The sequence below is a fragment of the Niabella sp. genome, assembly GCF_030150205.1.
Taxonomy (GTDB): domain Bacteria; phylum Bacteroidota; class Bacteroidia; order Chitinophagales; family Chitinophagaceae; genus Niabella.
In genome coordinates this window covers 559085-582539 of sequence record NZ_JASLGT010000008.1, presented here as the reverse complement: position 1 = coordinate 582539, position 23455 = coordinate 559085, and the positions used below count along the sequence as shown (strand labels likewise).

The window sequence follows — 23455 nt, the reverse complement described above, 5'->3', positions numbered from 1 at the left end:
ACTCCTTGCGGTAAACATTTAACCGCAACGTCATATGGATTATTTTTTTAGTACCAGAACGGTGAGGATCACGATCGTGGCCAGGAGCGTGATCAGAATGAGCAGGTTATACTTTTTCATGATGATGGATTTTTTTTGAGCTGTTTAAATAGATGACTGCATCTGACAGGGAACTTCTGTTTCTAAATAATAACAGCAGCAGGAAGAGCAATAAAACGGCCAGTCCCGGCTCACTCATAGCCGAAGGTTCATCCTCCGTATCGAGGTTCTTATTGCCCGCCATTACTTCTTTTTGTTTTTGATAAAGAGCCGCTTTTTGTGCTTCGTTCTCCACCACGATATACGCAGTGTTTGGAGTGAGCACCCCCGATTGAAAACTGTGTCCGACCTCCTGCAGCCATTCTTTTTTCTGAAGGATGGGATATAATTGCATCCGTTGCGCATTTATGTATAGCTCCAGGGAAGAGGTCCAGTCTTTTTTAAACGGATGTGCATCGTTTGTATAATCACCCTTTGCCAGAATAGCCGGAGCGGCATCTGTGTTTAAATAGGCGGTTGGATGTACCTGGTTGGGATAGGCAAAAACGGGTGCAGGAGCACAATAGATGCGTGTGTTGATCGTGTCCGGAGTATTATCCAGTAATGAAAAGGCCGTGGCGCTTTTTTCGCTGGTGAGCACAAAGTAGTGCCCCATCTCCGGGAAACTAAATGTGAGTGCCTTACGTTCCGGATTTAATATGGCCCGTTTGAAGTGACTGGAAACGACAATAAAGACCGGGTATCGCGTTTTATCGTTGAGATAAGCATGCTGTAAATTTTCCTGCAGGGCACGCTCCAGGAAAAAGCCCCCCTCCCTGGGCTTTTCGCGTAAGGCCTTTTGCCACGGTCCGGTTATTTTGAACGTGTGTACCCGGCTGTTTACAAGACTGATCTGACCTGCTTTTGCGGGTGCTCCCAGTACATTTATCAGGCTGTCAATGGTTTGTTCCTGTTGCCGGGTATCAGATACCGAAGCTGCTGATACATCTAACAGGAAGTGGTAATAGGGTTCCCTGAATACGATCGGCAGTTGTTTTTTTTCTGTGGCGGTAAGATAGGTTGGCCCGGTCTTCGCCGCTGGTAAATCATTCCACGGTTTAGTGGTGGCGCCCAGTTGAATCGCCTGCCCGTCAATGGTAAGGGTTACGGGGTTTTTATGTAAAAATTCAATCCCGGTTTTCCGGACCTCGCTGGCGGTGAACGGCAAAACCTTCAATACAAGTTCTTCCGGATTTTTATAGTACAGGATGCCGGGATCCCTGTTCTCGTTGCGGATCTGGTTAAACACCCATTGCGCGGTTCGTTTTTCAGCAAGGATTCCCGGCTCTTTTTTGTTGCCGATGTATAAATAGTAGTTGCTTACAAAACATCCGGCAGGCAACCGGAAGCTGGTTTCATATTCGCCGGTAGTGGCCGCCGCATTGGAAAGCTCCATCGCTACGGTGCTAAGCCAGGCTCCCGCTTTATGGTCATAAAGGGAACTGACCTTTACATTTGTGAGCGTTACGCTCTTGTTCAATGCAGCTTTTGGACTGGCAACAGGGCCACTGCCCATAAAGATCTGCCGGAGCTGGTTGCTTTTGGTTTCCGATAACGAGAGGTTGTCCAAAACAATCCAGTTATAAATGGAAGAAAGATACGGTTGTCCTTCGCCGGTGATTGTTGAGCGCTCCGGGCGCTTGTTTTTTTCAACGGCGTTTAATGTCCTTGCCAGCGCTTTGCTGTTAATGGAATATGTTTTGGTGAAGTCCGGGGTGTAGATGTATTCCAGTGCTTTGTGAAGGTTGAGCCGCTCATGGAAACAGCAACTGAAGAGAATGGCCGGGATGATCAGGAAGAACCCGGTACCCATAATGGAGAGGTGGGTAAATGGCCTGATAAGTGTTTTATACTGTTGTGTCAGTTTGTGAATATGTATACAGAAAAGTGCCAGCGGCGTAATCATTAAAAAACCTGCCCCATATGCAATGATGGCCATCACCGACAGGGGCAGGTAGGGCAGGAAAACAAAGAAAAAGTAAAGGGTGTAAGGCAGGGTAAAGCAACGGCCAAAGAACAAGGATCGCTGGTAATTGCGTTTGCCGGTTTCGGGCAGGCAGAGCAACAACCCATTGAGTACAGCGAGGATAAAAAACCAGGGATTCGAAAAGTCGCCAAAGAAATTGTCCCATTTTTTATTGATACAAAGCCCTGCTATGGGCAACAGGATGGCAATAAGAAATATCCAGATCATCCGGGTGGTGAAAAACCATTTACCTTTTTTACTTAATAAAATATACAGAAAACGAAACAGGAAGAATAAAAACGAGGCAACCAGCGCGATATAAACAGCATTGAGTGCATGTTCGATAATGCGGTTGTTGAAACTGCTGTACACCCAGGTGGGTTGGAGCACCTGTATAAAAACATAAGCGAGTAAAGGAACTGCTATGGCAGCGGCGAAATTAAGCCAGGCATTTCTTTTTTGAATCTGCCGGGTACAATAGATCATAATGATAACAAGTGCGTGTATCATTGTTGGCATCAGGAATGTGCCGGTATATAATGCCGTAATACCGCTGACCATCCACCGGGGCAATTGAGCAGGAAACAGGATGGTGGCATTGTACAAATAGAAATATACAAAGCACAGGTACAGTACCAGGGATATGCATCCATAGGAAAAGGTGAGTAGCTTTTTTCTACGGGCCACCTGAATACAGTACAGGGCATTTGCCAGTGTCAGCAGCGTCAGCAGGACTCCGTAGCTGTGCCATAAGGACCTGCTGCGCTCATCCAGCAAAGAGTGTATAATGCTGTAGTCTTTTGCATAAAGGATGGATAAGATAATAACGGGAACTGTATTGATGAGCAGTACCCATTTAGGGCTAAGCAACGTGCGCATATGTTCTTGATTTTAATTGAAGCCATTTTTCTGTTAGCAGAAAGGCCGTGATCAGGTAAAACAGGTAAGTGGCCATGCCTTGCAACTCATGCAGATTTTCCGGCATTATATAACCTGTAAAAAAAGAAGTACTCTTTAGTTTTAGCGCTGTTAAGATCCGGGTTGCATTTGCCAGTATCGTTAGGGCATATACCAGCAGAAGCGCAAGCGGGAGATGGCCGAAGAAAATGTTCCGGCTGCGGGAATATTTCAGGAGCAGATAACCTGCAGGTAGTAGTGCAGTGAGCATAAAGGTTGACCCTGAGCAGGATTGGTTAATAATGATACCGGGACCGGGAAAAAGAAATCCCTGACGGGGTATGAATTGTGATGGATCATTGCAGAAAACTTCAACTATAAAACTAACCGGCACCAGCAGAAAGAGATGATGGTTGATATCTGAAATCCGCAGTAGTAATTTCAGCAGGATAAGGATCAGTCCGCCGCCCGTTACGAGTATCATTTTTTCTTTTAACGACATAGTGGGAATATTGAATGTTAATGATGATTCAGCGTGGTGTAATAGAGATTTTGCGATAAAAGCGGATGCACCTGGTGTTGATGCTGCAGTTGCAGGAGTGCTTCTTTCGTAAGTAAGCCTGTATCATAAAGCAGTTGTTTATTAAAAGACAGGCTGTTTGCATATTCCCTATCAAAGGTTTTTTGATATTCCAGGTTGTATTTGGTAACGATCCAGCTCCAGTTAATAGACGCGCCGATAACCAGTGCGGTGTAGCCGGCCCAAACCATACGGCCGACCAGGTAGGTATTGGTTTTTTTGTTTTTAATTTTCAAAAATGTAAAAAAGAGCCCGATGCTGCAAAGCAGGAGGAAGAAGTATACACCCAGTCGCTTAAAGGTAAGCCCATAGGCGCCCACATACTGATTGTTCTTCAGTGTTACCACAATCAGTAGCAGCAGGTTTAAGGTAATCCATATATAAGCATATTTTTTTAGCTGCCCTGTATTGGAGGTAAAGTTCAGTATCCCCCGGAAAAATAACAGGATCACAAAAATGGCCATCACAATGGAAAAGATCAGCAGGTATACGCGCTCGTGCAGTTCATTGCTCAGTGTATTACCCGTAGTACCATTGCCAAATTGTTCAATGCAATAGGTGGTGATAAAAAATGCTACAATGATGTTCAATACGATCAGGGAGATGCCGGCACTTTTTTGGTAGAAACCGGCGTCAACAGCCAGCCAGCCTGCTGACTGCCGGGGAGCAGTTCCGGGAAAGTGATCTTTCAATTTCCGGCTGATAGCCGTTAGCTTTGAGGGTGCCCAGTAATGAACAATGCTGAACATCAGGAAAAAACCCAGGGTGGTCAGGAATCCGATCTGTAAAAAATCGGCATTCCAGTTGATATGGAAAAAAGATTGAAACAGGCTGCTGCCGGAGCTGTAAACAACCAGGAAGCTGACGGCCAGCGCGCCGGGGACCAAAAAATAATAGATCGCCTTTTTGTAGAAATTCACCGTTAGAAGGCCATTCACCGGTAGCCAGCCGGTAAGCACAGGTGCACGGAAAATAAAACTTATGAAGTTGGCTGCGCTTGCAAAAGGTACCAGCAATACATGCATTACCGGCTCATGGGCCTTACATACCAGGAGGGCCAGTGAAGCAAAAACAGCTAAAAAAGAAACAGGATCACCATACCAGGCAAAAGCCCCGGCAGCAATGCCCAGTGCGCCGGTTAGCCACCAGAATAGCGCTGTGTGGTTCTCTTTCCGGGTAGTAAGAAAAACAGCACTCCAGGAAAGGATGGCGAAAAAGCTGAGGTTAAGACCAGGTCCCTGGTTGTAGAACAGGGCTACAAACAGGGCAACGCCCAGAAACAGGACAAGATTCTTTTTCATTTTATTTGTTTTAAAAGTGCTTTGAAATTCAAAGTATATGTATAAAAAAAAATTATTTCAACAGGCGGCCCAGTGCATTAATATGCTGCACAAAGGCTTCCTTTCCCGTGCGGGTGATTTTGTAGGAGGTTTTGGTTTTTTTGCCAACGAATTCCTTTTTCACTTCAATATATTTTTTCGCTTCCAGCGCGGTAATATGACTGGCCAGGTTGCCATCCGTAACGCCCAGGTGTTCTTTCATTTCCAGGAAGTCGACCCAGCCGTTTACGACCAGCACGGACATAATACCCAGTCGTACCCGGCTTTCAAAATCTTTATTTAATTTTTCAATAATGCTCATGATGCGCCTCCGCAAATATCCTTACTTATACTTTTTATACATCAGCAGCCCATAGATAATATGCAACACGCCAAACCCCAGTGCCCAGAAAACCAGCCCGTAGCCCGGGATAAATGCTGCTACAATTCCCAGGAAGATCTCGCAATATCCCAGGTACTGGATATCGGAAAAGGTATATTTGGCGGCATTCACTAATGCCAGTCCATAAAAGAGCAGGGTTGCCGGGGCGATCAGCCCGAACAGTCCGTGGTAAAGCAGCGCCATACAAAACAAACCGCCGGCGATCAGGGGCACCAGCAGATGACTCAGTAATAGCCGGGTGGTACCGGTCCAGATCTTTAACCCGTTCCGTTTGCTTTTTTGAATGGTAAAAAGGATGCCGGAACCAACGGCAAGGATCAGGACCACTGCGGCCAGCAGCACGAGTTTCCATTCCAGGTCGTTATCATATGCGTACCGGTTGCCGGAAAAATAATCGATGCCCTGTTGCTGAAACAGCCAATAGGCAATGGCGGCACCGATCAGGGCAATGGTGCCTGCGGCTACTCCCGATAATCCGTTCAGTGAAATAAACCGCGAAGAGCGCTCCATCATCTGGCGGATATGCTGCAGGTCTTCTTTTGGATCGTTCATTTTAAAAGTACTTTGAGGTGCAAAGTTGTTGTATTGGTTTTGAACAACCAAATTTATTTTCGGGTGGCCCTACCTGTTAGGTCTTAAAATCTAACAGGTAGGGCGGTTAGTTGAATATATGGCAACGCTCATTTCCTTATTTTGACGAGCAAATGTCTTGCGGAAGCCGTCTTTAAGCGGAGCTTAAAGACAACGGATAGTTTTTATTTATTTTGGAAAAAAGGCATACTTTGTAATATTGATACAGATCAAAAGAACTATAAGTACGTTTGCTAATGAGGATAAATCAACAATTGAAGTCTGTTTATGAAGACTATCTTGCAGAGCTGAAGCGTTTGCCTAAAGAACAAACAGGTAAATTTTCGTATCCGCTTTTAATGAAAGCCTTTCCCAGTTACGAAAAGGTAAAGCATAAAATATTGTTTGTTGGTAAAGAGACTTACGGGTGGGGTGGAACAATGAACAAATCTCAAAACTTAACAGTAGAAAAATTAATGAAGGATTATGAAGCGTTTGAATTTGCAAAAAATTATCCGGGACGCAATAGCCCTTTTTGGCGGTTCTTAAGGGTTTGTCATAATAAACTAAATGGCGAAGATTTTCCGGATGGATTTTTATGGACAAATATCTCTAAATGCGATAACAACGGAACCTCGCCTGAATTTAAATTACAAAAATTAAATGACAAGGGGTTTGAAATGATCCTTGATGAGATTCAAATCACAAAACCCGAAATTGTAATTTTCATCACAGGTTGGAACTACGAGTATCAATTTCAACGAGTGTTTAGTGGACTTGAATACAAAACGCTTGAGGAAAACTATTTATATCAATGTATTCACCCGGCTTTGCCAAAACACAGTTATATGACAATGCACCCAAATGGACTTCAATTTAGAAAAAAATTTGACACAACATTAAATCAGATCATTGATAAAATACGCCAGTGACCGGCTACTACCACAAATTTCCTACAGGTACCGCCTTAAACATATCTCCAAATCCTACAACCTGGTCGCCTGTGTACAAAATAATACCCTTTTGAAATTTTTTGCCCGCAAGCGCGGCCAGCTTTTTCAGCCCGTTAAAGTCTGCAGCGTTTACCGAGGCTTTGGATTTTATTTCGACCCCGTACAGTTGTTTTTTCCGGTCTTCCAGTACAAGGTCTACTTCTGCTCCGCTGTGCATGCTGAAATGATAGGCTTTTAGTGAAAGATTGCTCCAGCTTAGTTGTTTCAGTATTTCCAGTGTAACAAAGTTTTCAAAAAATAACCCGGCAGTAGTCCTGTTGCTCAGGAGGCTTGCTGCGCTTTCCCCCATCAGGTGGCAGAGTAGCCCGGTATCGTTCAGCAATACTTTCGGTGATTTTACGAACTGTCCTTCTGTATTGGGTGTCCAGGCCGGAAGCCTGATCAGCAGGAAAATATGTTCTAATAATGCCATGTAGCGTTGAAAAGTAGTGTTTTTAATCCCCGCAAGCCGGGCTATATCGGAAAAATTGATCGTGCTGCCGGCCCTTGTGGCAAGTAGGTGTAAAATATTAGGTAATTGTGTGAGACCCTCAATATTGGAAAGTTCGCGTATATCCTTTTGTAAAATGGCGGCCAGGTAAGCTTGGAACCACCGGTCTCTCCGCATTTCGGTGGCGCGGGCAACGGCTTCGGGGTAACCGCCTGTTTTAATAGCTTGTACTGTATCTGTCCAGTTGGTTTTGCTATTCCGGTAATCGCCGGCCGGCTGCAGCAATGTTTGCAAAAAAACAGGAGTACTTTGCCGTAACTCAGTTTGTGATAACGGCCATAGTTTATGGACTTCGATCCGGCCTGCTAATGAATCAGCCATTTTAGGCAGGGTCATTACATCTGCAGAACCGGTCAGTATATACCTGCGTTCTTTCCTGTTTTCATCCACCAGCTTTTTAATCGGCAAAAAGAGTTCGGGTGCCCGCTGTATTTCGTCGATAATAACCTGTTCGCCCAGGTCGAGCAAAAAACCGGTGGGGTCTGTTTGGGCAGCCATCAATGTAGTGGCATCATCCAGGGTAACAAACCGGCCGTTAAAAACCTCCTGCTCCATTAACTGCCGGCAAAAAGTGCTTTTACCGGTTTGACGTGCTCCATTGATAAGGATAACAGAAGTATCTTCCAGGGCCTCTTTTACCGGGCCAGCCATATATCGTGGATACATTTTGGCGTATATTTTACTGCAAGATACAAATTTGCAGGTAAATTTTATCCATTTAATGGGTAAATTTTGTCCATTTAGTGGGTAAATTTAGTATATTTTGTGGGTAAATTTAGTTCACCGCTCACCCGGAAAATGTAGTAATGCTGAATAGGCGGCATTTCAGGCAAACCCGTAAGTTGCGCTGATCTCAGGAGCTTCAGCGTAAAAAATGTTCTATAACCAATAGTATCCGCGTTCTTTTCGTATAGTCCTTTTCAGCTATTTTTGCAATCTATGACGAACAAAAGACAGAAAGCAAAAAAAGAAGAGCCCATCATCCTGGTGACCAATGATGACGGGGTTGCTGCGGCCGGTATCCGCAACCTGGTGGAAGCAGTACGGGGCCTTGGCAAAATTGTAGTGGTGGCACCGGATAAACCCCAATCGGGTATGGGACACGCTATTACCATCGGGCATCCGCTGCGTTTGTATGAAGTGGAACTGTTTGAGGGCGTGCGCGCTTTTTCCTGCTCCGGTACCCCGGTGGATTGTGTAAAACTGGCGGTAGATAAGATCCTGCACCGCAAGCCCGATATCTGTGTAAGCGGCATTAATCATGGCGCAAACCACAGTATCAATGTGATTTATTCCGGAACCATGTCGGCAGCAATGGAAGCAGCTATTGAAAGCATTCCTGCGGTAGGCTTCTCCCTGCTGGACTATGGTGCGGAGCCGGATTTTACAGCCTCCCGGCAGTATGCCCGGCTGATTGTGGAAAAGATGCTGAAAAAGAAACTGCCCCAGCATTTTCTCCTGAATGTAAACATTCCCAAAGCACCGGCTGAAGAGCTCAAAGGATATAAGATCTGTAAACAGGCCTATGCCAAGTACCAGGAAAAATTTATTGAGCGGAAGGATCCGCACGGACGAAAATATTACTGGCTTACAGGGGAGTTTGTGAACTTTGATAAATCGAAAGATACGGATGTATGGGCTTTAGCCAATAACTATGTAAGCGTAGTGCCCGTTGAATTTGATCTTACGGATTATGGATTGAAGCAGAAGCTGGAAAAAGACTGGGGTGAATCAATTTGAAAATTTGAGAATGTGGGAATGTGAAGATGTGAAAAATTGGAAATGGTTCATAGCTGATGAGGAGTAGTCTAAAGACTAATGTTTATTGTCTGATATCGTCTCCGGTATCTGGTGTCGTATGTCAGGATTCATTGCGCCTTCAATATCAAAAACACCGGAAAAAACGTGAATAACAACAGGCACAAATATTATATCATTGCGGGCGAAGCCTCGGGTGATCTGCACGGGGGCAACCTGGTGGCAGCGATCAAACAATTACTGCCGGAAAGCCGGATCCGTGGCTGGGGCGGCGATAAAATGCAGGCAGCCGGTATGGACCTGGTGAAGCATTACCGCGACCTTGCGTTTATGGGGTTTGTGGAAGTGGTGATGAACCTGAAGACCATCCTGAATAACCTGCGGTTTTGCAAGGAAGACATCCTGGCATTTGAACCCGATGTACTGGTGCTGGTAGATTACCCCGGTTTTAACCTGCGCATTGCCAAATGGGCCAGCGGGCAGGGCATTAAGGTAGTCTATTACATTTCGCCACAGGTATGGGCCTGGAAAGAGGGAAGGGTAAAGATGATGAAGCGCCATATTGATAAGATGCTGGTGATCCTGCCCTTTGAAAAGGCCTACTACGAAAACAAATGGAACTGGGCGGTAGATTATGTAGGACATCCCCTCATTGAAGAGATCGACCGGAAAAAGAAAGTAGGAACCGACCTGGTGATTCGTGACGCTGCAGGTGCGCCGGTAACCAAGCCCGTCATTGCCTTGTTACCGGGCAGCCGGAAACAGGAAATTGAAAAAAAGCTGCCGGTGATGCTGGCGGTGAGTAAGGCGTTTCCGGATTACCAGTTTGTGGTGGCACAGGCTCCGGCAGTGGAGGATGCCTTTTATGAGCAATTTACAAGGCAATATCCCAATGTAAGTATCGTGAACAACCGTACCTATGATGTGTTGCTGCAGGCGACTGCTGCGTTGGTCACTTCGGGAACTGCCACACTGGAAACCGCCCTGTTTGGAGTGCCGGAGGTGGTTTGTTACAAAGGCTCTGAGATCAGCTACCAGATCGCCAAACGGGTGATCAGTATCAAATATATTTCACTGGTGAACCTGATCATGGATAAGCCGGTGGTGAAGGAATTGATCCAGGGGGAGATGAATACGGAGAATATTATTGCCGAATTAAAAGCCCTGCTATTTGACGAAGACCGGAAAGTAGTGCTGAAAAAGGATTACGACGCACTGCACCAGATCCTGGCCGCGGAGGGAGATGCATCCCGGAAGGCGGCGGCGATTATTACTGCGTTTAGCGCGTCAGCAGGCGGATAATAATGAAGATAACCGCGATCAGGAACAATAAAATACTCAACCGGTTAATACCGTGCATATAACGCACCCAACTGCTTTTAGGAGTATTCGGATCTTTCTTCTTTAAGAATAAATACTGTGCTATTTGGTCCCAGATGCCCATTTCACGAACGGTTTAAAATACAAAGGTACGATTATTAGTGGTCAGTCTTTAGTTCTCAGTTCTCAGTCATTAGTCTTCAGCAGGTTGTTGAGCGTGGAGTGCTGCTTTTAGCATAGATGCTTCTTACTTCGTAACGAATCATCTGATAACTGACCGCTGAAAACTGATAGCCATTGGGGAGCATTCAATCTTCAGCAGGTTGCTGAGCGTGGAGTGCTGCTTTTAGCATAGATGCTTCTTACTCCGTAACGAATCATCTGATAACTGACCACTGATAACTGATAGCCATTGTGGAGCTTTCAATCTTCAGCAGGTTGCTGAGCGTGGAGTGCTGCTTTTAGCATAGATACTTCTTACTCCGTAACGAATCATCTGATAACTGACCACTGAAAATTGATAGCCATTGGGGAGCATTCAATCTTCAGCAGGTTGTTGAGCGTGGAGTACTGCTTTTAGCGTATATACTTCTTACTCCGTAACGAATCATCTGATAACTGACCGCTGAAAACTGATAGCCATTGGGGAGCATTCAATCTTCAGCAGGTTGTTGAGCGTGGAGTGCTGCTTTGGGTGTGTATGCTTCTTACTCCGTAACGAATCATCTGATAACTGACCACTGATAACTGATAGCCATTGTGGAGCATTCAATCTTCAGCAGGTTGTTGAACGTGGAGTGCTGCTTTTAGCGTATATACTTTTTACTCCGCAACGAATCATCTGCTAACTGACCACTGCTAACTGATAGCTATTGTGGAGCATTTAGCCCTGGGCATTGCTCATCGGATCCAACAAATCCGAATGCAAAACCGGTCTATCTGCCACTATTAATGATCATTGTTTTGAGCTGGTTGGTAAAGGCTTTGTTTTCGATCAGCTGTGTAAGCGTCAGATGCATACGGTACCGCCAGTAATGATGCGGATCGGCAGGGATGTTGATGCGTTCTTCCGCGGGATCTTTTCTCCGGATATGTTCGTCCATACCCAGGAAGTCCTGCAGCTGGCAGATGCACCACATCGCGGGGGCGGAAAGATGTTGTTTGATGATCTCCCGGTTGATCCAGTCTTCGCAGTAACGGGGCGCCTCACCCTGGAGGTGCAGCATTTCATTATAGAAGGTTTGCGTGAGTTCCCGGTTTTCTTCCCACCATCCGCGGATCGTGCTCATATCGTGTGTAGACGGAGATACCACGGAAAGATAGGGCGCATTGGCCGGATTGAAGAAACGGATCCCCGATTGTTTGGGCATGCGCTGAATCTCCAGACTGAGAATACCCAGTTCCCGCATAACCTCCGGAACGCAGGATGGAACCAGTCCCAGGTCCTCCCCGCAGATAAGCATATTGGTGGACGCTTTTAGCTCCGGAAGCTTTTTCATCGATTCTTTTTTCCAGAATGCATCCTGCCGTCTGAAAAAATAATCATTATAAAGCGCTTTTATTTTTGTTTGCTGATCATGCGGCAACGATTGAAAAGAGATGGTTTGATCCAGCCCGAAACGGGGATGATAACCGGTGGAGCCGCCGGTTCTTTGTTTCAGCATCAGTACATTGGCCAGCAGCTGGAATAGTCCCTGCTTCAAACCATCCGGGTCACCTTGCTGGGTGAACCAGCCTTCCAGTTTCCGCTGACTGTCAAAGTCTGGAAGGAAGAAGTAGTCGAACCCGTTTTCCGTTGCCAGGAATTGTTTTTTTATAAGTGCTGCCTGGTCGCCAAATACCTGCTGCAGTACGATGTTATTGATGAACGGATTACAGAACCGGTCTTCGCTGAACTGAATATCCCTTTCATGAAACTCTTCAGCTTTTAGCGAAATGCTGGGATCAAAATAGCCCATAATGCCCTGTATGCCGTTCAGCGGAATGCTCCATATACGGAAAAAGCCAAGGATATGATCGATGCGGAATGCGTCAAAATAATGACTCATCTGCTCAAACCGGCTTCGCCACCAGCTGAAATGATCTTCCTGCATGCGGGGCCAGTTGTAAGTGGGGAATCCCCAGTTTTGCCCGTACACAGCAAAATCATCCGGAGGCGCGCCTGACTGAAGCTCCATATGATAAAGCTCCGGAGCCACCCAGGTATCGCAACCGTACCGGTATACGCCGATGGGAATATCACCCTTGATTACAATGCCTTTTTTATGGGCATCGGCAACGGCTGCTTCCAATTGAAGATGCAGATGGTACTGTAGGAAACAATAAAAATTAACCACGGGATTCTTCCGGAAAAGCGAGGCAATGGTAGCCGGATCGTACACGCTGTTTGCCGCCCATTTAGAGTAGTCAACTGTTTTATATTGATCCCGCAGGTAACAAAATACGGCATAGGGTTGCAGCCAGTGCCGGTTGGTTTCAAAGAAGTCCTTATAGCTTTTTGATTGCAGTTGTTCCTTGCCCAGCCGGTCAAATAATTTTTTTAGTGTCTGGATCTTTAACTGCAGTACGGCTTCATAATCGATCTGCGGAAGGGCATTGAGGCGTTCCTTATCGGCACAGAGTCCGCTTACGAGGTCCTGTGCCTTGTCACCGGCCACGGTTTCCAGGTTCAGGTAAATGGGGTGAAGGGCGAAGGCAGAAATTGCTGCGTAGGGATAGGAATCATGCCAGGTAAAGGTGGCAGTGGTATCATTTACCGGCAGGATCTGGATCAGCTTTAAGCCGGTTTGCTGTGCCCAGTCTGCCAGCTGTTTGAGGTCGTTGAATTCACCGATCCCCAACCCGTTTTCTGTTCTGAGACTGAACACCGGAATGGCCAGTCCGGTGCCCCGCCAGGTATTGTTGGGGCGTCTGATAAAACCATCCTGCAAAACAGTGATCCCCCGTTCCGTTGGCGGCCAGTCCTGCACCCGGTTTTCTCTTTCTTCATACGCAATAAAACGCTGTTGATGGGTATCATAAATACCGTATTTATATTCCAGTGAAAGCGGTTCCGGTTCTATAGCCAGCTGCACCATCCAGTCTGCACCGGTCTTTTGCAATAACACCGGCGCTGCTGTGTTCCAGTTTGAAAGTGCGTTCGTATTGCCCAGCAGGCAAATGACCTGGTTGGCTTCCAGCAGGGGCGCCTTCACCATAAAGATATAATTGGCGCCAGGTACCGGAACGGGTGCTGCGGTTGAAGCGGCAGGCAATAATACTTCTTCAAACGGGGCGGTATAAAATACATTTTCAATCGCGTCGGTAGCGATCCAGGTATCGTAGATTACCAGGACATCTTCCGGCTGAAGCGGAAGCCGGAGCTGCCGGGCGGTTTTGTATTCCGGGATCCGTTCGCCTTCTATGGTCTGAAATGTATAAAAATAAGCGAGTGGTTGTTGTAGGGTTTCAGGCGACAGATCCAGTTCCAGCGTCCAGTAATCATAATTAAGGTACTTCATCGGAATACCGTCTGCCCCATGTTCGTTCCCCCAGGCATTTCCTGTACCGCATAGCCATAAACTTTCTCCATATTGGGTATGGAACCTGATATTGAACTGAACTTTCATTGTAAGAATTTTTCTATGAAACCGGCAAGTAAAGGGGTTTTATCGAATAATCGTTGATCTTTTTTATAAAGATAATGTGTATTTGATACACATTCAAAAAAAAGCCCCTGTTTTTTTGCCGTATTATGGGGCGTGAATTACCTGGTTCGACTTAGGCGTATTTCCTGTTCTAGCATTGCTTTTCCGCCAGGGTAAAAGGTAAATAAGGGCCAGATAACAGGCCGCAGATATTCCTGTTGCAAACGGTTTACACGCGTTTTTTTTTGAAGCCGTCAGGAAAAGCCCACGGGTAGCAGAAAATTTTAAAAATGCAGCTTCAGCCGGTGTTGTTGACGGGAAAAATAGAAATGTTCGGTTCTCATCGTTTTTTAATCTAGTCCGGTTCCCTTATTTTTGTGCTAAATTTCAAAAAAATGGCAGCAGCATCAAAAAATAAAGGATTAATGTGGATCTTGTTTTTCCTTTCCACAGCATTTTTTCTGTTCTTGATTTTTAGCCACAATCCCTGGCTGACGCTGGTTCTGCCTTTTGTGACTACTTTTTTTGTAAAAGCAATGGATATTATCTAAGCTTTTTTTATCGCATACCGGAGGTTGTTCTGTAAAGCAGGGCAACCTCTTTTTTTTGGGTAACCGGCAACCTGTACTTCCGCTCCGGATTAAAAACGCCCTCTTTTTTGAATTGCCGGATCTTTCATGGTGCCGTTAATACTCCTTCCTATTGCCGAATACCGTTTTTTGCTGTTGATGATGATGACAACCTGGCTGCTGGGAGTATAAGGTTTGATGATATTATAAGGCGCCCATTGCTGATAATAAAAAAAAGTAAAGCGGGCTGTTGCACTTTTACAACAGTGCACGTTCTCGTTCATAACAGCGTTACTGATAAAACCGACGACTGCAACAGGATAGAAGGGGAAATATGTCAAACCCGGTCGAACCGTCAAACCGGTTTGTAATCCTGTCGTATGAAAGACTGAAACGATCATTAAAACGAAATAAAAACCAATCCATGAAAAATGTATGCATGCTTGTGAGCTTTCTGCTTTTACTGTCCTGCTCCAACCGGAAAAATGAAGTGATCGGTTATGCACCGGTTTACGGAGATCTTTCGGAAATAAAGAGCGTATCGCTGGCCCCCGCCCAGGCGCTTGAGAACGGAGGCAAAATTTATGTATGGGGTGATCTTTTGTACCAGGTGGAAACAGGAAAAGGGATTCATATCACCGATATTTCGGATCCGGCGGCCCCCGTGCAAAAAGGCTTTATTAAAGTGAACGGGGCACAGGAGGTAGCTGTAAAGAACGGGCTGATCTATACCAACAGCCAGAACGACCTGGTAATCCTGAAGGTTGAGCAGGACAAACTTCAGATCGTTAAACGGCTGCCGGAGGCTTTTGGTCAACTGCCTGCTATGGCGCTTCCGCCCGAACGCGGACCTTTTGAATGTCCTGATCGGTCAAAAGGGGTGGTGACCGGCTGGCAAAAGAAAACTCTTATCAATCCCACCTGTACCTATTAACCCTATAAAAATTTCCAGATGAACCTGAAACAACTTCTTATGACGATAGCGGGTGGCCTGTTGCTTACCCTTGGCTGTAAAAAAGGCGATACCATGGGCTCCCAGTCCTCCGGCAAAGGCGGGTCTACGGCGCGCCTGACCATTTCCGGCAACTACCTGTACCTGGTAGATCATTCCAAACTGCTGACCTTTGATATTTCCGATCCGGCTCAAACCGTGCTGTTGAATACGCAAAATGTTGGCTGGAACATTGAAACCATCTTTCCTTACCGGGATAAACTTTTTATTGGTTCACAAACGGGCATGTTTGTATTTGACAACAGCAATCCTAAAAAGCCGCAGCTTCAGGGGCAGGCCCAGCATCTGCGCTCCTGCGACCCGGTGGTAGCGGATGAAAATTATGCCTATGTAACCCTGCGCAGCAATAACAATGGCTGCGGTGGTACCCTGAACCAACTGAATATTTACGATATACAGGGCACTAATATACTAAGCCCGAAACAGGTATCTACACTGGTGATGAGTGAGCCGCAGGGGTTGGGTTTGAAGAACAATATCCTTTATGTATGCATGGGAAAAAATGGTTTGAATGTGATCGATGTAACCGATAAAACAAAACCCGTGAGCAGAAAAGTATTATCGGACGATACCGATTTTATAGATGTGATTCCTTATGATCAAACACTGATCGCTTATGTGAAGGGCGGCTTTATATTGTACAACATCACGAATCCTGCAGATCCGAAAAAAAACGGTACCATTTCTAACTAAATGCCGTGCAATTGTATTGCCGGTCATTAAAACCTAAAAAAATTGTATGAGAAAGCTACTATTGGCCCTGTTGTTTATCATCGCATTATTGCCGGTTCGGGCACAGGACAAGGTCTATACCAAGCGGGGATCCCGCGTTATGGAAGTTCAGGTAACAGAGGTAAGTATTGAGTTCATAAAATACCGGAAGCCCACCAATCCGGAGGGACCGGTATATACCTTCCCGCGGAAATATGTGGATTCGATTGTTTATGCGAATGGCACGGCCGATTATTTTTCTGTTGGAAGACGGCACCGGCCGATCAGCCGTGAAAAAGTCCTGCGGCTGAGGGAATACGATAAGCTGGGACCTCATACCGTTATCGCTTCCGGTGGAATCCTGGACCTGGCCAATCAGAACCTGGGAGCGAGGGGGATGGCGAATATGCACAACCGCCCTTCTGCAATTTTCCAGCTTTCGTATGAGCGAACGATGCTGAATAACCGCCTGGGCCTGGATGTGGCTCCCTTCGTAGGCTTAAATGACGGAGCGTACGGTTTTGGTTTTGCCATGCGGTTTTACCCAACGAATAAGGGCCGGGTACGGGTAGGCATGGGACCTCAATACATTCTTGCTGTAAAGAAGGCCGTTGTTGGTTATTATGTAGGCAGCGAAATGGCACTGCCGTACTATTCATCGGCTGTGTATGAAAAAAAGCAGGCCCGGTATTCTTCCCTGGCGTTTACCGGTAAAATAACGGTAAATGTAAACAAGGTATGGTGCCTGGCAGGTAACATGGCCATCGGAGGCGTTATCGGGGGACTGGGATCCGGCAATCATCCGGAATCCTGGAAGAAAGACCTTGCCAATGTATATTACCAGGCAGGGCTGGGAGTGGGCATACGCTTCTGATAAACGGCAGCTAAATTGGCCGGACACCGTTTTCCATCTTAAATCAGTACCTTTAAAGAATGGTAATAAATGTGTGTTCGTGTGGTATATTCTGTTGATCCTTTTGTATATACTGGTCGTTTCCTTTGGGATCCGGTTGGTACTGTTGAATAAAGTATTGCCCGCTCATTTAAAAGTATTGGGGATCATCGTGATCCTTATCTTTAATATTATTCCGGTAGGGCTTTATGTGCTTTTAAATGCCATCAATACCCGTAATAAATAAAACCAGCCGGTCTTTATGCGATCGTGCCAGGGAAACGGGATGCGCTGTTTTTTCTGAAAAAGTAAACCTTACTGTTGCTGATAGGTGGCTTCATTTTTTTGTATGGACGCTTTCTGCTGGTTCCCGGACGATTGAAGGCTGCATCCGTTCTTTAATAAGAAGGCAGCGGCAATCGCTACTGCGGCGGCCAGTACGATCCATGTAATGTTGCGCGACCTGGTTTTACCGGCCTGTTCTTTTTGTTGTGCTTCTTTAATGGCTTCTGTACTGGTTTCTTTCTCTCCGATCAATACCTGCAGGTTGGTATGTTCCCGTACCACTTTCTGGGCGGCAATACCGGTAAAAGGAGAGAGCGTAACGGCCTTTGGTGTAAACGCAATGCGGAAATCGGGTTTCTCGAGGGTGCCCACATCCTCCCAGTTAACGGTTTCCTGGTCGTTTAAGCGAACCAGTACATTGCGGGCAAATTCTTCAAACTGTTCAAGGGCTTCTACCTTGCTGATGGCTTCTTTCGCGGCCAGCGCTTCGTAAAACGCATCGGGGTTCTGGTTGCTTGCAGCAGCCTTGTTCTCCGTGAACCGGATCTCCCAGCCCGGCGCCTCCACCGTTTCAAAACCGGTAGCCGCATGTACGGGAATCAGTTCGAAAAGACCGATTCCGGGAACGGTTAATTTTTTTTCCTGGTATAAATAGGCCGACAGTAAGGGGAACATGATCGATTGTTTTACGGGACGAATATACAATTCCCCGTGTATGTGCGAAAAAGAAAATCGGCGGGTGTGCTAACAGATGCCGGAAATACAAGGGCCTATGCAGCATTTTTTATTTTTGGTCCCAATCCGGGAACCGCATCAAAAAAGTATTATTTCGTGTATGAACATCCCCCGGGGAAAAAGAAAATAATCCCTATGTTTGTTTTCTAATACAATCTTGAATGAAATTGCTCAATACAAAGTATAAGGACTCGGGAGTGGCGCTGGCGTTGCTATTGCTGCGGGTGGTAGCCGGCAGCGCAATGGCTGTAAATCATGGCTATAAAAAATTAACCGGCTTTTCCGAAATGGCTGCCAAAGGATTTTCAGATCCGTTTCATATCGGTGTAAAGGCCTCATTGAGTCTGGCCGTTTTTGCGGAATTCTTTTGTGCGATACTGATCGTTTTGGGATTGCTGACCCGGTTGGCTACCATTCCCCTGATCATTACGATGTGTATTGCGTTGTTTGTGGCGCATAATGGTGATTTTTTTGGGCAGGGAGAACTGGCCGGGGTGTTCCTGGCCATATTCCTGGTGCTTTTGCTGATAGGGCCGGGAAAATACAGTGTGGATAAAGCCATCGGTAAATAAGCGTATATGTTTACTTCAGCAACACAGCTCCGGGTGCGCTATGCAGATACCGATAAGATGGGCGTGGTATACCACAGCAATTATATCAATTATTTTGAAGTCGCCCGTACCGAATCGATCCGGAACCTGGGCATTACCTACGCCCAGATGGAAGCCGCCGGTATCATTATGCCGGTTATTGAAGTGCATTGTAAATACATCCGTCCGGCTACTTACGACGATCTCATCACAGTTACCGCTAACCTGCACGAACTTCCGGAAGGTCATCGCATTACCTTTCACCAGGAAGCCTATAATGAGAAAAAGGAGCTGCTGGTAAAAGGGCATGTGGTGCTGTATTTTATGGAGGCCCGGACCATGAAACGGGCGGCCATGCCGGAATTGCTGTATACGGCATTGAAATCGTTCTTCACCGGGGCAACAAAGTAACCGCTCCGTTTGTTGTTTTGAAAATAATTCATATGAACGTTGCAAAAGGGCACCAGCCGCTCATGCCTTACCTGATCCTGCTGCATGCAGAAGATTTTATCGGGTTTACGCAGCGGGTATTTGATGCCCGGGAAATTTTTAAAAGCTATCGCGATGCAGACAGCAAAGAGATCATGCATGCGGAAGTGCAGATCAATGGCTGTAATATCCTGTTTGCGGATGTAACAGAAGGATATGATCCTGCGCCGGCAAACCTGTTTATTTATGTAGAGGATGCCGCGGAAACCATCCGCAAAGCGGTCAACAATGGTTGTGAGGTGATTGATGAACTGGCGCAGCGCGACTATGGATACAGTGGCGGTGTAAGAGATCCGTTTGGAAATGTATGGTGGCTCACTTCTATGAAATAGGGTGTTGGCTTTTAACCGCTAAGACTGCAATAATCCCGCAAAGCGCGCGATGAAGATGTGGTTTATATCACGTATACCTTAGCGCGAACCTTGCCAAAATCCTGGCGCCTATTGCGGTTAAATAAATACCAGGCAGCTCATTTTTATCCAAGAAACTTTTGCTGAAGCTCTGCCGTAGGACGTATGCATTGGTTGGTACCAAACCAGCGGTACCGGTTGCGGGCGATCCAATCATAGATCTGGTTACGGATAAATGGAGGAACAATCATCAGCAGATACAACAGCGGCCATAAGCCGTTTAGCTTTCGTGCAATCCTTAGTGCCGCTGTAGATTTGAGATAGGTCCTGCCATTTTCGATCAACACTACAGAACCGTAATTCTGAGGAACTCCGTACTCCTGTACAAGCCGTATTCCTGCAGTGGATTGCAGGGATGCAAACCGGAACCGGTCCTTTGGATCGTGTTTGATGATAAACAATACCGCATTATTGCAGAGATTGCATACCCCATCAAATAATATGACCGGTGCTGACAGCATCCTATTGTATTTTCCGGATGGAGAATGTTACTTTCTGTGTGCCTTTATCCAGGGTCTTCGTGGGATTGGGCAAAATATCAATCATACTAAATTGATATTGATGGCTGCCCAGTATTGCTGTGGCCTGGGCCTCTTTTTTCTGCATGCCGCAATCGGCACCGGTACACAATGAAACTGTGGTACTGCCTTTTTCGTCGCTGATGGTCAGGTCGGCAACTGCTTCCCCGGCCCGGATGCAGCGGGCATTCATAGGGCACCTGCTTTCCTGTATCCGGGATACCGCAATGGTAAGGTTATTATATGCTTTTTTTTCATGAAGGGCCAGGCTTAAGGTGGTGCCGTTTGCATCCATAACGGGGGCTGTGCGTTTTGCACAGCTGGCCACAAACAGCACCACGCCTAACCAGAAATAGTATTTCATAAGTAGATCTTTTTTACAAAGATACAACCTATATAGCGGGCAGCTTCCATCCGTTTTGATAAACGGGTTTTACCAGCTGTGTGGCCGCGGGGGTATTGAATTGATTTTTTGTTTGATCCCAATAAATTTTCTGCCCGGTACGCACTGCAATATTTCCCATATGACTGGCGATGGCTACGGTGGCAGCGGCTTCAACGGGGCAATGCAGGTCGGCCTTTTTTCTTGATTTCACTACATCGATAAAGTTTGCGGTATGCAGGTTCAATCCATTGTCTACCGACTTGGTCCAGGCTACTGCCGGGATTTTGTCTTTTTCCGGCCGCACTTCCCATCCGCTCCGGTTCAACAGCAGGGTGCCATTTTCACCAATAAAGGCGATGCCGTGCTGCATATTGTACAGACCCACTCCGGTAGCCAGGTTATGTTCCCAGCTCATCTGGAAGGAGCCAAAATCGTAAAGCGTGGTTTGCAGATCAGGTGTTTCGCGCGCGTCGTCCGGAAATACAAATTTGCCACCGGTAGCCATTACCGACTTAGGCGCTTCGGCCTTCATCCCCATCAGCACGATATCGATCAGGTGTACGCCCCAATCGGTCATTAAGCCACCTGCATAATCCCAGAACCAGCGAAACTCGTAATGGAACCGGTTTTTATTAAAGGGGCGGTTCTTTGCAGGTCCCAGCCACATGGTATAATCCACGCCGGCCGGCACGGGACTGTTCGGTACTACCGGTAATGGGGTAGACCCGCCCCGGTACATCCAGGTTTTAGCAGAAGAAATGCGGCCCAGTTTCCCGGATTGTGCATACGCAATGGCGTCTTTAAAATGTTGCTGACTCCGTTGCCACTGGCCGGCCTGTACCATACGGTTATATTTTGCGGCGGCTTTTACCATCAGTTGTACTTCAAAAATGGAATTGGCCAGCGGCTTTTCGCAATACACATCCTTTCCGGCAGCGCAGGCATCAATCATCTGCAAACAATGCCAATGGTCCGGTGTGCCCACAATTACCACGTCTACATCTTTATTCTGTAAAAGCTTCCGGTAATCTTTATACACTGTGGGTTTTAGCGGACTGATCTTTTCAAGATCCGCAAGCCGCTGCCGGATAATGGTATCATCAATATCACAAAGCGCTACGCATTGTGTTTCCGGCACTTTCAGCATCGAAGAAAGGTCGGACCATCCCATGCCTTTAACACCGATCACACCAATACCGATCTTGTCGTTGGGAGATACGGCCTTTTTAACCGCCGCTAAAAGTTCCAGCGGAACCATGGCGCCTAAACCCGCTGCTGCAGCGGCCAATCCGGTATTCCGGATAAAAACTCTTCTGTTTGTACTCATGTGGCAATTGTTATTATGAGTTGTAATATTGACGAATATAGACCATTTATCAAAATGCTATTTACGAAAACGTTTGAATAGTTAATTTCTGCTGTTTAGCGGAAAGCTGCTAATTTAGCCGGTATTCTTTTAAAATAAAGGCAATGAAAAAATTAATGATGCTTGCCGGAACGGCCCTGCTGGTGCTTGCTGCTGCTGCCCAGGGCTCCGGATGGAAAAATCTTTTTAACGGCAAGGACTTTACCGGCTGGAAACAGCTGAATGGTAAGGCAAAATATACCGTGGAACATGGAGAAATTGTGGGAACTACCGTGTATGGTCAGCCCAATTCTTTTATGGCAACCGAGGTGGAGTATGGCGATTTTGTGCTGGAAATGGAGTTTAAAGTAGACAGTACAATGAACTCTGGTGTGCAGTTCCGCAGCGAAAGCAAACCGGAATACAATAATGGCCGGGTTCATGGCTACCAGTTTGAGATCGATCCCTCATCCAGGGCATGGACGGGTGGTGTTTATGACGAAGCCCGCCGGGGATGGTTGTATACACTGGAGTTGAATCCTTCTGCAAAAAAGGCATTCCGGCAGGGACAATGGAATAAGATCCGGCTGGAGTGTATCGGTAATATCATCCGTACCTGGGTAAATGGCATTCCCTGTTCGTACCTGGTCGATGACATGACGCCGAAAGGATTTATTGCATTGCAGGTTCACGCAATTGGAAATCAAAAAGATGAGGGGCGGCAGATCCGCTGGCGGAATATCCGGATTCGTACCAGCGGGCTGAAGCAGGCTCCGTTGGATGGCATTTATGTTGTAAACATGATCCCGAACAACCTGTCTGAGGCGGAAAAGAAAAATGGTTTCCAGTTGTTGTTTGATGGTAAAACTACAACCGGGTGGAGAGGTGCCTATAAAGCAACCTTCCCCAATAAAGGCTGGGAAGTAAAGGATGGGGTGCTGACGGTTTTGTCTTCGCAGGGAAAAGAATCGGCAAACGGTGGAGACATTGTTTCCGAGAAAGAATATGGTGCGTTTGTTTTTGAATTTGATTTTAAACTGACAAAGGGTGCCAACAGCGGTGTGAAGTATTTTGTAACGGAAAGCGAGAAAAACAAAGGTTCCGCTATCGGGCTCGAGTACCAGATCCTGGATGATGCGGTACATCCGGATGCTAAAATGGGCCGGGATGGAAATCGCACCCTTGCTTCTGTGTACGACCTGATCACTTCCGACCGGGATAAAAAATCGCGCAAGCCTATTGGTGAATGGAACAAAGGAATGGTGATTGTATACCCGAACAATAAAGTAGAGCATTGGCTGAATGGCTTTAAAGTGGTAACATATGAGCGGGGTTCTCCCGAGTTCTTAAAACTCGTGGCTATGAGCAAATACAAGAACTGGCCCAATTTCGGAATGGCCGCCAAAGGACATTTGCTGTTGCAGGACCATGGTGATGAAGTGTCGTACCGTTCTCTAAAAATCAAAGAGCTGAAAAAATAAAACTAAAAGAACG

General features: G+C 46.4%; 25 protein-coding genes. 12 read left to right on the top strand and 13 right to left on the bottom strand.

The window, feature by feature from the left end:
- Positions 1-106 precede the first annotated feature (106 nt).
- Genes Q1V85_RS07110 through Q1V85_RS07090 form a run of 5 tightly spaced genes read right to left on the bottom strand, consistent with a single transcriptional unit; the run spans position 107 to position 5795 of the window.
- Positions 107-2923 (bottom strand): MSEP-CTERM sorting domain-containing protein, encoded by a 2817-nt coding sequence (locus Q1V85_RS07110; protein WP_300598608.1) that lies wholly within the window; start codon positions 2921-2923, stop codon positions 107-109.
- Complete coding sequence (xrtK, locus tag Q1V85_RS07105; protein WP_300598607.1) at positions 2907-3443, bottom strand: exosortase K; 537 nt, start codon at positions 3441-3443, stop codon at positions 2907-2909. Before xrtK ends, Q1V85_RS07110 begins: the two co-directional genes overlap by 17 nt.
- 17 nt (positions 3444-3460) lie before the next feature.
- Positions 3461-4822: a DUF4173 domain-containing protein gene (locus tag Q1V85_RS07100; protein WP_300598606.1), complete on the bottom strand. Its 1362-nt coding sequence runs from the start codon at positions 4820-4822 to the stop codon at positions 3461-3463.
- A gap of 52 nt (positions 4823-4874) precedes the next feature.
- A complete protein-coding gene (locus tag Q1V85_RS07095; protein ID WP_300598605.1) occupies positions 4875-5162 on the bottom strand; it encodes a transcriptional regulator in 288 nt (95 codons plus the stop codon).
- A gap of 21 nt (positions 5163-5183) precedes the next feature.
- On the bottom strand, positions 5184-5795 hold the full coding sequence (locus Q1V85_RS07090; RefSeq protein ID WP_300598604.1) for a hypothetical protein: 612 nt from the start codon (positions 5793-5795) through the stop codon (positions 5184-5186).
- A gap of 275 nt (positions 5796-6070) precedes the next feature.
- Here Q1V85_RS07090 and Q1V85_RS07085 point away from each other — a divergent pair, with 275 nt between their 5' ends.
- Complete coding sequence (locus Q1V85_RS07085) at positions 6071-6745, top strand: hypothetical protein (protein ID WP_300598603.1); 675 nt, start codon at positions 6071-6073, stop codon at positions 6743-6745.
- Between the two features lie 7 nt (positions 6746-6752).
- On the opposite strand, the gene Q1V85_RS07080 is transcribed toward Q1V85_RS07085, so the two are convergent.
- Entirely contained in the window at positions 6753-7982 is a 1230-nt protein-coding gene (locus Q1V85_RS07080; RefSeq protein WP_300598602.1) for an ATP-binding protein, read from the bottom strand.
- A 273-nt stretch (positions 7983-8255) separates the two neighbouring features.
- Between Q1V85_RS07080 and surE the strand changes: the two genes are divergently transcribed.
- The gene (gene surE / locus Q1V85_RS07075; protein WP_300598601.1) at positions 8256-9056 is read left to right on the top strand and encodes a 5'/3'-nucleotidase SurE; all 801 of its coding nucleotides are present in this window, start codon (positions 8256-8258) and stop codon (positions 9054-9056) included.
- A 165-nt stretch (positions 9057-9221) separates the two neighbouring features.
- On the top strand, positions 9222-10376 hold the full coding sequence (lpxB, locus tag Q1V85_RS07070; RefSeq protein WP_300598600.1) for a lipid-A-disaccharide synthase: 1155 nt from the start codon (positions 9222-9224) through the stop codon (positions 10374-10376).
- Here the strand turns inward: lpxB and Q1V85_RS07065 are convergent.
- Both Q1V85_RS07065 and Q1V85_RS07060 read right to left on the bottom strand, forming a co-directional pair.
- Positions 10354-10518, bottom strand: a complete 165-nt coding sequence (locus Q1V85_RS07065) for a DUF6728 family protein (protein WP_300598599.1) — start codon at positions 10516-10518, stop codon at positions 10354-10356. The two genes, lpxB and Q1V85_RS07065, sit on opposite strands and share 23 nt — an antisense overlap.
- Positions 10519-11329: 811 nt before the next feature.
- Positions 11330-14002: a 4-alpha-glucanotransferase gene (locus Q1V85_RS07060; protein ID WP_300598598.1), complete on the bottom strand. Its 2673-nt coding sequence runs from the start codon at positions 14000-14002 to the stop codon at positions 11330-11332.
- Between the two features lie 413 nt (positions 14003-14415).
- On the opposite strand from Q1V85_RS07060, the gene Q1V85_RS07055 reads away from it, so the two are divergent.
- Entirely contained in the window at positions 14416-14571 is a 156-nt protein-coding gene (locus Q1V85_RS07055) for a hypothetical protein (protein ID WP_231004676.1), read from the top strand.
- 89 nt (positions 14572-14660) lie between these two features.
- Here the strand turns inward: Q1V85_RS07055 and Q1V85_RS07050 are convergent, their stop codons facing one another.
- Positions 14661-14873 (bottom strand): hypothetical protein, encoded by a 213-nt coding sequence (locus Q1V85_RS07050; protein ID WP_300598597.1) that lies wholly within the window; start codon positions 14871-14873, stop codon positions 14661-14663.
- 140 nt (positions 14874-15013) lie between these two features.
- Between Q1V85_RS07050 and Q1V85_RS07045 the strand changes: the two genes are divergently transcribed.
- The 4 genes from Q1V85_RS07045 to Q1V85_RS07030 all read left to right on the top strand — a co-directional run bounded on the left by Q1V85_RS07045 (position 15014) and on the right by Q1V85_RS07030 (position 17451).
- Positions 15014-15523, top strand: a complete 510-nt coding sequence (locus Q1V85_RS07045) for a hypothetical protein (RefSeq protein WP_300598596.1) — start codon at positions 15014-15016, stop codon at positions 15521-15523.
- An 18-nt stretch (positions 15524-15541) separates the two neighbouring features.
- A complete protein-coding gene (locus Q1V85_RS07040; RefSeq protein WP_300598595.1) occupies positions 15542-16294 on the top strand; it encodes a hypothetical protein in 753 nt (250 codons plus the stop codon).
- Positions 16295-16340: 46 nt separating this feature from the next.
- Positions 16341-17186, top strand: a complete 846-nt coding sequence (locus Q1V85_RS07035) for a hypothetical protein (RefSeq protein WP_300598594.1) — start codon at positions 16341-16343, stop codon at positions 17184-17186.
- Between the two features lie 79 nt (positions 17187-17265).
- Positions 17266-17451 (top strand): hypothetical protein, encoded by a 186-nt coding sequence (locus tag Q1V85_RS07030; protein WP_300598593.1) that lies wholly within the window; start codon positions 17266-17268, stop codon positions 17449-17451.
- 68 nt (positions 17452-17519) lie between these two features.
- Here the strand turns inward: Q1V85_RS07030 and Q1V85_RS07025 are convergent, their stop codons facing one another.
- Complete coding sequence (locus Q1V85_RS07025; RefSeq protein ID WP_300598592.1) at positions 17520-18164, bottom strand: hypothetical protein; 645 nt, start codon at positions 18162-18164, stop codon at positions 17520-17522.
- 221 nt (positions 18165-18385) lie between these two features.
- Here Q1V85_RS07025 and Q1V85_RS07020 point away from each other — a divergent pair, with 221 nt between their 5' ends.
- From Q1V85_RS07020 to Q1V85_RS07010, 3 genes are read left to right on the top strand one after another with little or no spacing between them, the layout of a single operon-like run.
- Positions 18386-18796 (top strand): DoxX family protein, encoded by a 411-nt coding sequence (locus tag Q1V85_RS07020; RefSeq protein WP_300598591.1) that lies wholly within the window; start codon positions 18386-18388, stop codon positions 18794-18796.
- Between the two features lie 6 nt (positions 18797-18802).
- A complete protein-coding gene (locus tag Q1V85_RS07015) occupies positions 18803-19225 on the top strand; it encodes a thioesterase family protein (RefSeq protein WP_300598590.1) in 423 nt (140 codons plus the stop codon).
- Positions 19226-19257: 32 nt separating this feature from the next.
- Positions 19258-19635, top strand: a complete 378-nt coding sequence (locus Q1V85_RS07010) for a VOC family protein (RefSeq protein ID WP_300598589.1) — start codon at positions 19258-19260, stop codon at positions 19633-19635.
- 143 nt (positions 19636-19778) lie between these two features.
- Here the strand turns inward: Q1V85_RS07010 and Q1V85_RS07005 are convergent, their stop codons facing one another.
- The 3 genes from Q1V85_RS07005 to Q1V85_RS06995 are packed head-to-tail and all read right to left on the bottom strand — an operon-like array spanning position 19779 to position 21943.
- Positions 19779-20174 (bottom strand): DCC1-like thiol-disulfide oxidoreductase family protein, encoded by a 396-nt coding sequence (locus tag Q1V85_RS07005; protein WP_300598588.1) that lies wholly within the window; start codon positions 20172-20174, stop codon positions 19779-19781.
- A gap of 1 nt (position 20175) precedes the next feature.
- Positions 20176-20595, bottom strand: a complete 420-nt coding sequence (locus Q1V85_RS07000; protein ID WP_300598587.1) for a hypothetical protein — start codon at positions 20593-20595, stop codon at positions 20176-20178.
- A gap of 28 nt (positions 20596-20623) precedes the next feature.
- Positions 20624-21943 (bottom strand): Gfo/Idh/MocA family oxidoreductase, encoded by a 1320-nt coding sequence (locus Q1V85_RS06995; protein WP_300598586.1) that lies wholly within the window; start codon positions 21941-21943, stop codon positions 20624-20626.
- A gap of 143 nt (positions 21944-22086) precedes the next feature.
- Between Q1V85_RS06995 and Q1V85_RS06990 the strand changes: the two genes are divergently transcribed.
- The gene (locus tag Q1V85_RS06990) at positions 22087-23442 is read left to right on the top strand and encodes a DUF1080 domain-containing protein (protein WP_300598585.1); all 1356 of its coding nucleotides are present in this window, start codon (positions 22087-22089) and stop codon (positions 23440-23442) included.
- Positions 23443-23455: the final 13 nt, after the last annotated feature.